The sequence below is a fragment of the Curtobacterium sp. MCPF17_003 genome (assembly GCF_003224385.1).
Lineage (GTDB): Bacteria > Actinomycetota > Actinomycetes > Actinomycetales > Microbacteriaceae > Curtobacterium > Curtobacterium flaccumfaciens.
Genome location: NZ_QKLC01000008.1, coordinates 42,135 through 54,686, shown reverse-complemented (window position 1 = coordinate 54,686; position 12,552 = coordinate 42,135). Strand labels below are relative to the sequence as shown.

Here is a 12,552-nt window from a genome sequence, read left to right as displayed (position 1 = left end):
GCTCATGGGTCAGTCCTCCGAGACGACGATGGTGACGTCGATGTTGCCGCGGGTCGCGTTCGAGTACGGGCAGACCTGGTGGGCAGCGTCGGCGAGGGCCTGGGCCTGGTCGTGCTCCAGGCCGGGGATGACGACCTCGAGCATGACGGCGAGCTGGTAGCCACCGTTGCCGTTCGGGCCGATCGACACGCGGCCGCCGACGGAGGAGTCGGTGATCTTCACCTTCTGGCTGCGGGCGACGCCCTGCAGGGCGGAGTGGAAGCAGGCGGCGTAGCCGGCGGCGAAGAGCTGCTCGGGGTTGGCGCCGTTGCCGGAGCCACCCATCTCCTTCGGGATGGCGAGGTCGAACTCGACCGTGCCGTCGCTCGTGGCGACGTGGCCGTTGCGGCCTTCGCCGGTGGCCAGGGCCTCGGCGGTGTAGAGGGCTTCCATGGGGTTCCTTCCTTGTGGGCGGATCGTGCAGGACGTGGGCGCTGCGTTGGGGTGCTGCGTGCTCTCGCGCTCAGCGACAGTTCACGGGCGCACGTGGGCGTGAGCTGTCGCTCAGCGCGAAACGGCGCCAGCGGGATCGGCCGCCGCGTGCATCGTCTCGGTCAGCCGGTGCAGCGTCGCGATCAGCTCGGCGGCGGCGCGTTCGTCGGCCAGGCCCATCCCGGCGGCGATGCGCGCGGGGATGCCGCTCAGCTCGGACCGCAGTTCGCGGCCGCGCTCGCCGACGGTCACCGTGACGACGCGCTCGTCGGTGCTGCGGCGCTCGCGGCGGACCAGGTCGCTCTGCTCCATGCGGCGGAGCAGCGGCGAGAGGGTGCCGGAGTCGAGCTGCAGGTGTTCTCCGAGGCTCGAGACGGTCTGGTCGCCCTCGACCCACAGGGTGACGAGCACCAGGTACTGCGGGTACGTCAGGCCCCAGGGTTCGAGCATCGTGCGGTACGCCTGCGTGGTGGCGCGGGACGCCGCGTAGAGGGAGAAGCACACCATCTCGTCGGTCACGGGCATGCGTCCACACTGTCACGCAACTGAGTTGTGTGCAACCTACATCGACGGTTCGCAGGCGAGCTCACAGCGAGCGCCGGGCAGGTGCCCCGCCTCGGCGAGTGCGGCCTGGGCGTCCCGGAACGACGAGTAGGGCACGTGCACCCCGCGGACGTCCCGGTAGTCGGTCAGGCCCGGACCGGCCCAGTACACGACCCCGTCGTCACCGACCTCGGCGATCGCCCGGCGGATCGCCCGCGCCGGGTCCGGCTCCTCGACGACCAGCGCGTCGTGCCCGCTCGCCCGCGCACCGTCGACGATCGCCGCCCGGATCGGGGCGGGGGCCTCGAAGCGGGGATGGTGGTCGGCCACGACGACCACGTCAGCGGCCTCGGCCGCCACCGCTCCCATCGCCGCCCGCTTGCTCGGGTCACGGTCGCCGTCCGCCCCGAGGACGATCCCGACCCGGCCCGGCGCGAACGCACGCACCGCCGCCAGGCTCTTCGCGAAGGCGTCGGGGGTGTGCGCGAAGTCCACGAAGACACGGGGCCCGGTCGCCGCCGACGCATCCGCCATCCGCCCGGGCACGACGACGTCGAGGCGGCCTCGTGTCGCCTCGAGCAGGGCGGGCACCGGCACGCCCGCGGTCGCGAGCATCGCCACCGCCAGGCCCGCGTCCGCCGCCATGTGCACGCCGAGCAGCGGGAGGTCGAGGTCGATCGTCGTGCCGTCCGGTGCGGTCAGGGTCGACCGGGTGCCGTCGGGCCGCTGCTCCCGCACCAGCACGGTCCAGTCGGCCCCGGCCGCGGGGGCGGTCGAGATCGTCGTCACCGGGACCGTCGCCCGCCCGACGATCCGTCGGCCGGCAGGGGAGTCGAGTGACACCACGCCGGCGCGCGACCGAGCGGGCGTGAACAGCAGGGCCTTCGCCGCCAGGTACTCGTCCATGTCGGCGTAGTCGTCGAGGTGGTCGTGTGACAGGTTCGTGAAGCCCGCCACGTCGAACCGGACGCCGTCGGTGCGGTGACGGGAGAGGCCCTGCGCACTCACCTCGAGGGCGGCTCCGTCGACCCCGCGTTCGGCTGCGCGTGCCAGGAACGCGTGCAGTTCGGGGGCTTCCGGTGTCGTCAGCGCACTCGGCAGCGACTCGTCGTCGACACGGCGCTCGACCGTGCTGCTGATCGCCGACCGCCACCCGAGCCGGCGCATCAGGGCGTCGAGCAGGTGCACCGTCGACGTCTTGCCGTTCGTGCCGGTCACCCCGAACAGCGGGAACGGCAGCGACTCCGTGCCGGCGAGGAGCCGTGCGACGGCGCCCAGGTGGGCGCGGACGTCCGGGACGACGAGGACCGGCAGCCCGCTCCGTCGCGCCGCGGCCTGCCCGTCCGGGTCCGTCAGCACCGCGGCAGCACCGGCGTTGCGCGCCGCCTCGGCGAACTGCGCGCCGTGTGCGAGGCGGCCGGGGAGCGCGGCGAACAGCATCCCCGGCCGGAGTTCGTCGGTGGCGAGCGCCAGGCCGGCCACCGGGACGGCGCCGGGGCCCACACCGCCGCCGGCACCCGCGAAGGGCCCGGCACCCCCGCCGGGACCGTCGACACCGAGTGCTCGGGCGAGCTCGTCGAGCCGGACCGGGCGCGGTCGGGCCGGTCGTAGGGCGTGCGGCATCGCGGCTCCTCGTCGTGGGCGGACCCCGATGGTGCGCCACGCTCCCGGAACGGCGTCCCAGGTCCGCCCGCAGCGCACGACGAACACGCCGACGGCCGAGGCGGTTAGGCTGACGTGACCCACGATGACCAGCAGCGACCTCGACACCACCACGACCCCCGGCAACGGATCGGCGTCCTCCCACGGCAAGACGATCCTGATCGGTGAGCACGCCGTGGTCTACGGCGCACCCGCTCTCGTCCTGCCGGTGCTCGACGCACGGGTCGTGGCGACGGTCACCCCGGTCGCCGCCGACGCCGAGCAGCCCGGTCACAGCCTGCAGTCGACCGTGCACACCGGCCCCCTCGACCTCGCACCAGCGGCCGTGATGCCGACCGTCACCGCCGTCACCGCGACCCTGCGCCACTTCGGGGTCACCGACCGCCACTTCCACGTCCGGGTCGACAGCGAGGTCCCGACCGCCCGCGGCATGGGCTCGAGTGCCGCGGTCGCCGCCGCCGTGACCGCCGCCGTCGCCGATGCCCTGGGCGAGACCCTCGACGTCGAGACCCACCACGAGCTCATCCAGGAGTGCGAGCGCGTCGCCCACGGCCGACCGTCCGGCCTGGACGCCCGGGGCGTCGTCGCGTCCGCGCCGGTCTGGTTCGAGGCCGGCCGGATCGAACCCGTGACGCTCGGCGCCCGGTTCACCTTCGTCGTCGCGGACACCGGCGTCCCCGGGCACACCCGCGAGGCCGTCTCAGCCGTCCGCGCCCGCCACGACCAGGACCCGGTCGGTGTCGGCGCCGTGATCGACCGGATCGGCGCGCTCGCCCGGCGGGCACGGGGGACACTCGAGGACGGCGATGCCCAGGCTCTGGGTGCCACCATGGACGCCGCGCACGACCTGCTCAGCACACTCGACGTGTCGAGTGGCGACCTGGACCGGCTCGTCGACGCCGCACGCGATGCGGACGCCCTCGGCGCGAAGCTCACCGGCGGCGGGCGGGGCGGGTGCGTCCTCGCGCTCGCCGCGGACGACGACCACGCGGACCGCATCGCGGCCGCACTCCGCGGCGCAGGGGCCGCAGCCACCTGGACCACCACGATCGGAGCCCGCGCTTGCTGACAGCCACCGCCGTCGCGCACCCCAACATCGCCCTCGTCAAGTACTGGGGGAAGGCGGACGCGCAGCTCGCGCTGCCCGCCACGGGCAGCGTCTCGATGGGGCTCGACGTGTTCCCGACGACGACCACCGTCACGGTGGACGGCGGACGGGAGGCCCGTGACGCGTTCACGCTGAACGGTCACGTCGTCGACGACGGTGCGCTGGTGCGCGTGCAGCGGTTCCTCGACCTGGTGCGCGAGCTCGCGGGGTCGTCCGAGCGGGCATCGGTGGTGTCCGAGAACACGGTCCCGACCGGTGCCGGGCTGGCATCGAGCGCGTCCGGCTTCGCCGCCCTGGCGACCGCGGCCGCCGCGGCCTACGGCCTCGACCTGTCGCCACGGGACCTGTCCCGTCTGGCCCGTCGCGGTTCCGGCTCGGCCACGCGCTCGATCCCCGGCGGTGTCGCCGTCTGGCACGCCGGCGACGACCAGGGCTCCTTCGCCGAGCCGATCCCGGCCCCGCCGATGGCGATGGTCGTGGTCACGATCGACGCCGGCCCGAAGCCGATCGGGTCGCGCGAGGCCATGCGCCGCACCATCGCGACGTCGCCCTTCTACCCGGCCTGGGTGACCTCGACGACCGAGACCGTCGGCGACATGCTCACGGCCTGCGCGGCCGGTGACTTCACCCGCATCGGCGAGATCACCGAGAGCAACGCGCTCCGCATGCACGCGACGATCGAGGGCGCGTTCCCGCCGATCCGCTACCTCAACGCCCGCAGCGTCGCCGTGTTCGACGCCGTCGCCGAGCTGCGTGCCGGCGGCACCGAGGCCTACGCCACGGCCGACGCGGGCCCGAACGTCGTCGTGCTCACGAAGCCGCAGGACCGGTCGGCGGTCGCCGGCGCGCTCGCGTCGCTGGGGGACGTCATCGAGTCCGGCACCGGACCTGCCGCGCGGGTGCTCCGCTCCGAAGAGATCGGGAGCAATCCCGACCAGAAGGAGTCCGCGCAGTGATCGAGTTCCGTGCACACGGCAAGCTGTTCGTCGCCGGCGAGTACGCCGTCGTCGAGCCGGGCCAGCCGTCCGTCCTGATCGCCCTCGACCGCGCCATCACGGCGAAGGTGCGCGAGGGCCACGGCGCGGGCAGCGTGCACTCCGAGGAGTACGGGCACCTGCCGCTCACGTGGACCCGTGCCGAGGACGGCCTCGCGCTCGACCGTGAGCGCCACCCGTACGACTACGTGATGGCCACGATCGACCTGGTCGAGAAGCTCCGCGCCGAGCACGGCATCGCCCCGCGGTTCCACGACCTGCGCATCGAGAGCCAACTGGACGACGCCAGCGGCCGGAAGTTCGGGCTCGGGTCCTCGGCCGCGGTCACCGTCGCCACCGTCGGCGCTCTCGACCGGTTCTACGGCATCGGCCTGACGCAGCGCCAGCGCTTCCAGGTCGCGCTGCTCGCCACCATCCGGGTGAACCCCCGGGCCTCCGGCGGCGACCTCGCCGCGAGCACGTTCGGCGGCTGGCTGCGCTACAGCGCCCCCGACCGCGAGCGCCTCGCCGCGATGCTCGGCGACCACGCCGTGTCCGCGATCCTGACCGACGCCGACGCCTGGGACGGCTTCGACGTCCAGCGGCTGCCCGCCCCCGAGAACCTGCAGCTCCTCGTCGGCTGGACCGGCTCGCCCGCGTCCACCACGAAGCTCGTCGACGTGGTGCGTCGGCACCGCGACGGCGGGTACCAGGCGTTCCTCGACGAGAGCCGCAGCTGCGTCGACGACCTGACCACGGGCCTCCAGACCGGCGACGCAGCGCGCACGCTCGGGGCCCTCCGACGCGCCCGCGGGCTGCTGCAGCGCCTCGGTGCGTCCGTCGGGTCGCAGATCGAGACCGAGCGTCTCGCGACCCTGTGCGACGTCGTCGAGGCCGCGGGCGGGGCGGCGAAGCCGTCCGGGGCCGGCGGCGGCGACTGCGGCATCGCGCTCGTCCCGGCGGACACCGACCCCGCTGGCATCCACCGCGCCTGGGAGGCGCACGACATCAGACACCTCAGCGTCGCGGTGCGAGCACCAGAAGGAGCCCTCGATGAGTGACCTGCTCACACCGATCCCCACCAAGTGGGTCGGCCCGATCCGCGTCAGCGGCAACGCCGTGCAGGGGGAGCACGAGGTCCCCCTCGCCACCTACGAGTCGCCGCTCTGGCCGTCCGTCGGCCGCGGCGCACGCATCTCGCGCATGGTCGAGGACGGCATCGTCGCGACCGTCGTCGACGAGCGCATGACCCGCTCCGTCGTCGTCCGTGCCGACAGCGCCGCAGCAGCCCACGTCGCCGCGGGCCAGATCCTCGCGCGCCAGGACGAGCTCGCCGCGATCGTGTCCGGGCAGAGCCGGTTCGCCAAGCTCATCGAAGTGCACCCGGAGATCGTCGGGGACCTGCTGTTCCTGCGCTTCGCGTTCACCACCGGCGACGCCTCCGGCCACAACATGGTCACGCAGGCGGCGGACAAGCTGCTGCCGGCGATCCTGGACTGGCAGCCGGGCCTGCGGTACGTCTCGGTGTCGGGCAACTTCTGCACCGACAAGAAGGCCACCGCCGTGAACGGCATCCGTGGCCGTGGCCGCAACACCATCGCCGAGATCGTGATCCCCGGCGAGGTCGTCGAGAAGCGCCTGCGGTCGAGCACCGCGCGCATCGTCGAGCTCAACATCGCGAAGAACCTGATCGGGTCGACGATCGCCGGGGCCATCCGCTCGGCGAACGCGCACTACGCGAACATGCTGCTGGGCTTCTACCTGGCCACCGGGCAGGACGCCGCCAACATCGTCGAGGGCTCGCAGGGCATCACGAGCGCCGAGGACCGCGACGGCGACCTGTACTTCGCGACCTCGCTGCCGCACCTGATCGTCGGCACGGTCGGCAACGGCAAGGGCGGTGACCTGCCCGTCGTCGAGGACGCCCTGGTGCGCCTCGGCTGTCGCGAGGACCGCGAGCCGGGCGGCAACGCCCGCCGCCTCGCTGCCCTGTGCGCCGCGACCGTCCTGTGCGGGGAGCTCTCGCTCCTCGCCGCACAGACCAACCCGGGCGAGCTGATGGCCGCCCACGTCGCCATGGAACGTCGCGGCGCGAAGCCCGCAGGGGGTGCGGCATGACCGGCGTCGGCATCCACGACATCGCGATCGCGACCGGCCACCACGTGCTCGAGCTCGACGACCTGGCCGAGCGGCTCGGCGTCGACCCGGCGAAGTACCACGTCGGCATCGGGCAGGACGCCTTCAGCGTGCCCGCGCCCGACGAGGACATCGTCACGATGGGCGCCGCCGCCGCGAAGGAGCTCATCGACCGGCACGGCGTCGACGGCATCCGAACGGTGCTGTTCGCCACCGAGTCCGGCGTCGACCAGTCGAAGGCCGCCGGTGTGTACGTGCACGGCCTGCTCGGGCTGCCGAAGGCCGTCCGCGTGGTCGAGCTGAAGCAGGCCTGCTACGGCGGGATGGCCGCCGTGCAGCTCGCACTCGGCATCGTCGCCCGCGCCCCGCACGAGCGGGTGCTCGTCATCGCCGCCGACGTCGCCCGGTACGACGTCGACACCCCGGCCGAGCCGACCCAGGGTGCCGGTGCCGCCGCGATCCTGGTGTCCGCCGACCCCGACCTGATCGAGGTCGAGCCGGCGGCGGGTGTCTACACCGCGGACGTCGACGACTTCTGGCGGCCGAACGACCGCTCCACCGCACTGGTCGACGGGCGGCTCTCGGTGAGTGCGTACGTCAACGCGTTCGTCGGCGCCTGGGACGACCTGGCGGAACAGGGCGGCCCGGCGTACGACGACATCGCCCGGTTCGTGCACCACCAGCCCTTCACCAAGATGGCGATCAAGGCGCACCGCAAGCTCACGCAGCACGTCGGGGCAACCTTCGACGAGGCCGACCTGGCGATCGGGTTCACCTACAACCGGCAGACCGGCAACACCTACACGGCGTCGCTCTGGATCGGCCTCGCGGCACTGCTCGACCTCGACGACGACCTGGCTGGGGAGCGACTCGGCCTGTTCAGCTACGGCTCGGGCAGCGTCGGCGAGCTCATCACCGGCATCGTCCGGCCCGACTACCGCGAGCACCGTCGTACGGGTCGCGTGCGGTCGCTGCTCGAGGCACGGGTCCCGCTGACGGTCGACGCGTACCGCGCGCTCCACGCCGCGGGTGCCGCCACCAGCGAGGACGTCGAGCGTCCGCGCGTCACGACCGCGCCGTTCCGGTTCGCGGGCGTTCGCGGCGGCGCGCGCCACTATGAGGCGTCCTAGACCGGACACCGGGACGGACGGGAGGCCCGTGGCGGCGCCGCCACGGGCCTCCCGTCCGTCTGTCGGTCACGCTGCGGACAGGACCTCGCGTTCCAGCCGCTGGTAGCTGGCCTCCATGCCCTCCGTCATGCCGGTCGCGAGGATCGCGTCCCGCTGCTCCCGGTCCGGGTAGGTGACGAGCAGGGTCATGAGCGTGACGCCGTCGTTCTCGTCGAACTGCAGGTCGTTCGTGTTCGGCGGGAAGGGCGCCCCGGTCATGCGTTCGGTCGACACCATCCGGCGTTCCGGTTCGACGACGAGGTTCTCGCCCTCGAACCCGAAGGGCTCACCCTCGGTGTCACCCGTCGGCGCCCAGGCCTGCCGGAACGCGCCGCCCGGGGTCAGGTCGTTCTCGTACACCGTCATCTCCCACCCGTCGGGGCCGAGCAGCCACCGGCGCACCAGGTCGGGCTCGGTGTGCGCCCGCCAGAGCAGGTGTCGCGGCGCCGCGAACGCCCGGGTGATCCGGACGTGGGTGTCGTCGAGGACCTCGGTCCCGGTGCCGGCACGGAGGGCCCACTCGCGCAGGTCGGCGAGCACCCGGTCGAGCTGGCCGAAGGCCTGCTGGTAGCCCTCGAGCATGCCCATCTGGAGCATCGCGTCGAGGTCGGCGGCCGAGGCGAACGAGGACACCACGGAGACCCGGGCGCCGCCCTCGGCCGGCTCGAACGACAACACGGTCTCGCCTGCGGGCAGTGACTCGTCGACGGTGCCCTGGGGGTCGGTGAACAGGTCGCGGAAGACGATGCGACGGGGCTCGTCGACCTCGGTGACCTGCCAGACGGCGTGGAACCGCTCGCCCTGCGGTGACGTCATCCGGTAGTCGGCACGGCCACCGGGGCGCAGGTCGAACGTCGTGAACGTCGCGGGGAACCCGGGCGGTCCCCAGAACCGCTCGAGCTGGCGCGGGTCGGCGAAGGCGGCCCAGAGGCGTTCGACGGGGACGGGGAACTCGGCGACGAGGGTCATCGAGAGGGTGTCGGGATCGGTGTGGACGGACGTGGTGGGCATCATCGCTCCTGGTGTCGTCGGGTGTCGTCTGGTGCTGGGTGTCCGGAGGCGTCGCCGTCGAGGAGGTCGCCCAGACGGTCCATCCGGCTGTGCCAGAGGCGGCCGTAGGCGTCGAGGAGGGCACGGACCCGTTCGAGCTGCTCCGGCTCGGCGCGCACGATGCGGGTGCGGCCGCGGGCTTCCTTGCTCACGAGTCCGGCTCCTTCGAGGACGGCGACGTGCTTCTGGACGGCGGCGAACGACATCGAGTAGGCGTCCGCGAGCTCGCTCACGGACGACGACCCGACGAGCGTGCGCCGGACGATGTCACGACGGGTCGCGTCGGCGAGTGCGTGGAACACCCGGTCGACCTCGGCGTCGGACAGTTCGATTCGTACAACCATTTGGTTGTAGGTTACGTCCGGACGGTCTCGTCCACAAGGGGGACCTGCCGGTAGTCTTGCCGCGGAGATCGGAGGGGCGATGGCGGAGCAGCTGGGTGCGTCCGATGCCGTCCGTGCCCTCGTCGCCACCCTGCCCCGTGCGCCGCAGCTGTCCGATGTGGTGACCGGCGTCGGTCGGATGGTCGGCAAGCCCACGCGCGTCGTCGACGTCGACGGGCCGAGCTGGGGTCCGCTCACCGCGCTCGTGTCGCAGTTCGAGCACGAGAACCTGGTGCTCGTGCCGGCCGACGCACCGCCGCTCTACCGCATGCACTGCGTGCTGCACGAGCTCGGGCACCTGGTGCACGGCGACGTCGGCACACCCACCCCGTCATCCGTCGCCGAGTTCGCCGCCGGGGGTCACGTCTGCCGTCGTGCGCTCGACGCCGACTCCGGGCTCGTGAGCATCTCCGACGACGACGAGCACTTCGCCGAACGGTTCGCCTACGAGCTCGCGACGGTCCTGCTCGCCGGGGCCACGGGCGCGGACGAGCGGGCCTACGGCTGATGGCCGTCCTGCACGCCGCGGCCTTCTGGTTCGCGGCGCTGATCTTCCTCGCCCGCACGCCGTACGTGCTGCGGAACCCCCGTGGTCGGGCGGCCTGGGGTGCCACCGGCGTCGGGGCGCTCGGGCTCCTGACGCTCGGCAGCGTCGTGCCGCAGCCGGCGCTCGACGGCGCCCTGGGCGGCTCGAACCTCATCAACCTGGTGCAGAACGTCTGCGCGACCGTCGCGTTCTGGCTGATGCTGCGCGCGAGCACGGACGACCTGCCGGAGCGCCCGGTGCTCGCCAGGCCGATGGCGCTGCTCGTCGTGGTCGTGGCCTTCACGGTGCCGTTCCTGCTGGTCGAGGAGCGCGGCGGGACCGACTTCCACTTCATCGTGCGCGAGATCGAGCAGACGCCGATGTGGCTCTACGCGAGCGTGTACATGGTGGGCGTGGGACTGATCGCCGCGACGACACTGCGTCGCGGCGTGCTGCAGGACCCGGTGGCACTCGTGGTGTTCCGCGTCGGGCTCGCCCTGGTCGTCGTGGCGAGCGTCGACGAGGTCGCGTCGCTCACCGCCGACCACTTCGGACTCTTCCCGGCCGGGGTGCGGGACGGCCTGCGCCTGGCCTTCGATCCGCCGTTCTACCTCGGCATCGTGCTCATCGTCGTGGCGATGGCCTCGCTGACGTTCCGACGGTGGGGTCGTGACCTGCGCCACCGCGGGCACCACCGACGCCTGCGCCGCATCGCCCGTCGGCACGCGGTGCGGGCGGTCGAGCGGCCGGGGGACCCGCAGGCCCGGACCTACGACCTGGTCATCGCGATCCGCGACGCCGAGGTGCAGGGACGGACCCTCGACGACGCCGAACTCGCGCAGGTGCGGTCGGCGGAACGGACCCTGACCCGGAGCCTCGGAGGATGACGGCGTGACGATCGTGTGGTGGGTGCTCGGAGCGCTCGTGGTGCTGGTGGCGGTGTCCCTGGTGGTCCTGGTCGTCCTGCGGAAGGTCGTCGGCAGGATCGTGCTGCCCGGCGGCGATCGGTGGACGCCCGTGATCGAGTCCGACGCTGACTCCGTCCGGCTGCCGATCACCGACGACACCGTGCGGCCGGGGGAGTACGGGCTGTGGCACGACGGCCCCGGGCACACCACCGTCGGGCCGGTGCTCGAAGTCGACGAAGCCGCCGGGTTCGTGCGCCGGGCCGTTGTGCGGACGACCGGCGCGGTGTCGTCGCGGGTGCGGTGGAGCGGACACGTGCACCCCGACCCGGCGGCGATGGACGTCGACTGGTCCGAGGTGTCGCTGCCGACCCCGGTGGGGTCGGCACCCGCGTGGGTGGTGCGGCCGGGTCCGGGCGGCGCTGCCGACCGCGCTCCGTCTCCCGACCGCGCGGCTGCCCAGGGTGCGGACCCCGAGGCTGTCCGCACGTGGGCCGTCCACGTGCACGGGATCCGGACGACCCGGGTCACCGCGCTCCGGACCGTCCCCGCGGCGCTCGAGCTCGGCTGGACCTCGATCGTCCCGTCGTTCCGCGGCGATGGCGAAGCACCGTGGGAAGGACGGGCCTCGCACCTCGGCGCCCGTGAGTGGGCGGACGTCGAGGCGGCGCTCGACCACGCCGTCGCGAACGGCGCCCAACGGCTCGTCATCGTGGGGTGGTCGATGGGCGCGACGATCACGCACGAGCTCCTCGCCCGCTCCGCGCACCGCGACCGCCTGGCCGGGATCGTGCTCGTCGCCCCGGCCCTGGACTGGTCCGTCACCGTGCGGTCCCAGGCCCGCCGCGCAGGACTGCCGGGCCCCGTGGTGGGCGCTGCCCTCGGGGCGATGGCGGCACCGGTCCTCTGCCGGCTGGTGGGGCTGCGCTCGCCGGTCGACGTGCGCGCGCTGTCCTGGTTGCGCGCACCCCGGTCGCTGCCCCCGACCCTGCTCATCCACTCCACGGGCGACACCACGGTGCCGTTCTCGGCCAGTCAGGAGTTCGCCGATGCGCACCCGGGCACGGTGACCCTGGCGGTCAGCGAGCCCGCCGAGCACGCGTGGGAGCGCAACGTCGACGCCGTCTGGTTCGACCGCACCATCACGAACTGGGCATCGCACCTCGAACACACCGGAGCGCAGGAGTAGAAGGAGCCATGGGGCAGCTCATCTACGACGGCCAACCGCTCGACCTGCGGATCGACGACCGCGCGCTCACGCACCTGCAGATCGTCATCGTCAACATGCTCCGACGCGACCACCGCTTCGCGTTCTCGTGGAAGGACGACGTCGTCCACGGCAACGGTCGCAGCACGATCTGGCTGAACCCCAACGTGAGCCTGCACTTCAAGTTCACGGGCAGCCGGGTGCCGTCGATCAACCGCAGCTGGCTCGAGGACCTCTACGCCTCGGCCACCTCGGGGTCGGGGCTCGTGCTGACGCCGGAGCCGCCGGACACCAGCACGGCGGCCGACTCCGCGTGGTCGCGGGCGGTGGCGCCCGGCGACGCGGACGACGCCTCGGGGACACCGAGCGGGAGCACGGCGCGCTGATCCCGGGAGCAGTAGCACAGCGGGCTGATCCG

At 73.0% G+C, this 12,552-nt stretch carries 14 protein-coding genes; 9 read left to right on the top strand and 5 right to left on the bottom strand.

Going from position 1 to position 12,552, the window contains the following annotated elements; translation table 11 throughout:
- Positions 1–9 precede the first annotated feature (9 nt).
- From DEJ30_RS09795 to DEJ30_RS09785, 3 genes are all read right to left on the bottom strand, one after another.
- Positions 10–432 (bottom strand): organic hydroperoxide resistance protein, encoded by a 423-nt coding sequence (locus tag DEJ30_RS09795; protein WP_027466009.1) that lies wholly within the window; start codon positions 430–432, stop codon positions 10–12.
- Positions 433–543: 111 nt separating this feature from the next.
- Positions 544–996 (bottom strand): MarR family winged helix-turn-helix transcriptional regulator, encoded by a 453-nt coding sequence (locus DEJ30_RS09790; protein ID WP_181420085.1) that lies wholly within the window; start codon positions 994–996, stop codon positions 544–546.
- Positions 997–1,032: 36 nt separating this feature from the next.
- On the bottom strand, positions 1,033–2,637 hold the full coding sequence (locus DEJ30_RS09785; RefSeq protein ID WP_110860905.1) for a Mur ligase family protein: 1,605 nt from the start codon (positions 2,635–2,637) through the stop codon (positions 1,033–1,035).
- Positions 2,638–2,761: 124 nt separating this feature from the next.
- Between DEJ30_RS09785 and mvk the strand changes: the two genes are divergently transcribed.
- Genes mvk through DEJ30_RS09760 form a run of 5 tightly spaced genes read left to right on the top strand, consistent with a single transcriptional unit; the run spans position 2,762 to position 8,024 of the window.
- Positions 2,762–3,745: a mevalonate kinase gene (mvk, locus tag DEJ30_RS09780; protein WP_110860903.1), complete on the top strand. Its 984-nt coding sequence runs from the start codon at positions 2,762–2,764 to the stop codon at positions 3,743–3,745.
- The gene (mvaD, locus tag DEJ30_RS09775; RefSeq protein ID WP_110860901.1) at positions 3,739–4,740 is read left to right on the top strand and encodes a diphosphomevalonate decarboxylase; all 1,002 of its coding nucleotides are present in this window, start codon (positions 3,739–3,741) and stop codon (positions 4,738–4,740) included. The genes mvk and mvaD overlap by 7 nt, the downstream gene beginning before the upstream one ends.
- Positions 4,737–5,819 (top strand): phosphomevalonate kinase, encoded by a 1,083-nt coding sequence (locus DEJ30_RS09770; RefSeq protein ID WP_110860899.1) that lies wholly within the window; start codon positions 4,737–4,739, stop codon positions 5,817–5,819. Before mvaD ends, DEJ30_RS09770 begins: the two co-directional genes overlap by 4 nt.
- Complete coding sequence (locus tag DEJ30_RS09765; protein ID WP_027466013.1) at positions 5,812–6,876, top strand: hydroxymethylglutaryl-CoA reductase; 1,065 nt, start codon at positions 5,812–5,814, stop codon at positions 6,874–6,876. The genes DEJ30_RS09770 and DEJ30_RS09765 overlap by 8 nt, the downstream gene beginning before the upstream one ends.
- Complete coding sequence (locus DEJ30_RS09760; RefSeq protein ID WP_110860897.1) at positions 6,873–8,024, top strand: hydroxymethylglutaryl-CoA synthase; 1,152 nt, start codon at positions 6,873–6,875, stop codon at positions 8,022–8,024. The genes DEJ30_RS09765 and DEJ30_RS09760 overlap by 4 nt, the downstream gene beginning before the upstream one ends.
- Before the next feature lie 66 nt (positions 8,025–8,090).
- Here DEJ30_RS09760 and DEJ30_RS09755 read toward each other — a convergent pair whose 3' ends face one another.
- Both DEJ30_RS09755 and DEJ30_RS09750 read right to left on the bottom strand, forming a co-directional pair.
- Complete coding sequence (locus DEJ30_RS09755; RefSeq protein WP_110860895.1) at positions 8,091–9,074, bottom strand: SRPBCC family protein; 984 nt, start codon at positions 9,072–9,074, stop codon at positions 8,091–8,093.
- Positions 9,074–9,457 (bottom strand): helix-turn-helix transcriptional regulator, encoded by a 384-nt coding sequence (locus DEJ30_RS09750; RefSeq protein WP_110860892.1) that lies wholly within the window; start codon positions 9,455–9,457, stop codon positions 9,074–9,076. The genes DEJ30_RS09755 and DEJ30_RS09750 overlap by 1 nt, the downstream gene beginning before the upstream one ends.
- A gap of 79 nt (positions 9,458–9,536) precedes the next feature.
- On the opposite strand from DEJ30_RS09750, the gene DEJ30_RS09745 reads away from it, so the two are divergent.
- The 4 genes from DEJ30_RS09745 to DEJ30_RS09730 are packed head-to-tail and all read left to right on the top strand — an operon-like array spanning position 9,537 to position 12,520.
- Positions 9,537–10,004: a hypothetical protein gene (locus DEJ30_RS09745; protein WP_110860890.1), complete on the top strand. Its 468-nt coding sequence runs from the start codon at positions 9,537–9,539 to the stop codon at positions 10,002–10,004.
- Positions 10,004–10,909 (top strand): hypothetical protein, encoded by a 906-nt coding sequence (locus DEJ30_RS09740; protein ID WP_110860888.1) that lies wholly within the window; start codon positions 10,004–10,006, stop codon positions 10,907–10,909. The genes DEJ30_RS09745 and DEJ30_RS09740 overlap by 1 nt, the downstream gene beginning before the upstream one ends.
- A gap of 4 nt (positions 10,910–10,913) precedes the next feature.
- Positions 10,914–12,116 carry a S9 family peptidase gene (locus DEJ30_RS09735; RefSeq protein ID WP_110860887.1) on the top strand — a complete coding sequence of 401 codons (1,203 nt, stop codon included), beginning with the start codon at positions 10,914–10,916 and terminating at the stop codon, positions 12,114–12,116.
- A gap of 8 nt (positions 12,117–12,124) precedes the next feature.
- Positions 12,125–12,520, top strand: a complete 396-nt coding sequence (locus DEJ30_RS09730; RefSeq protein WP_110860885.1) for an ATP-dependent DNA ligase — start codon at positions 12,125–12,127, stop codon at positions 12,518–12,520.
- Positions 12,521–12,552 lie beyond the last annotated feature (32 nt).